This window comes from Pseudoalteromonas sp. SIMBA_162, from assembly GCF_046535955.1.
Lineage (GTDB): Bacteria > Pseudomonadota > Gammaproteobacteria > Enterobacterales > Alteromonadaceae > Pseudoalteromonas > Pseudoalteromonas marina.
Window position 1 is genome coordinate 1 of record NZ_JAWJBQ010001243.1, and the last position, 235, is coordinate 235.

General features: G+C 54.9%; 1 pseudogene. It reads left to right on the forward strand.

The annotated features are described in order from the left end of the window. Window positions 1-235: pseudogene (locus R0J88_RS23600) on the forward strand (NAD+ synthase); the annotation flags it as partial.

Genomic DNA, 235 nt, shown 5'->3' on the forward strand with positions numbered 1-235 from the left:
CAGTCTCCGGCGATTCCTGAGCGAGTCATTGAGCGCCCGCCTAGTGCAGAGCTTGCTCCCGATCAGCAGGATAGCGACTCACTCCCCGACTACGATGTGCTGGATGCCATTTTGGTTAGCTACATTGAAGGGGATATGAGTGCTGAGGCGATTATTGCCGCTGGCTTTGATGAAGAGGATGTCTACAAGGTGGTCAAACTGGTGGATCGCTGTGAATACAAGCGCCGCCAAGCCC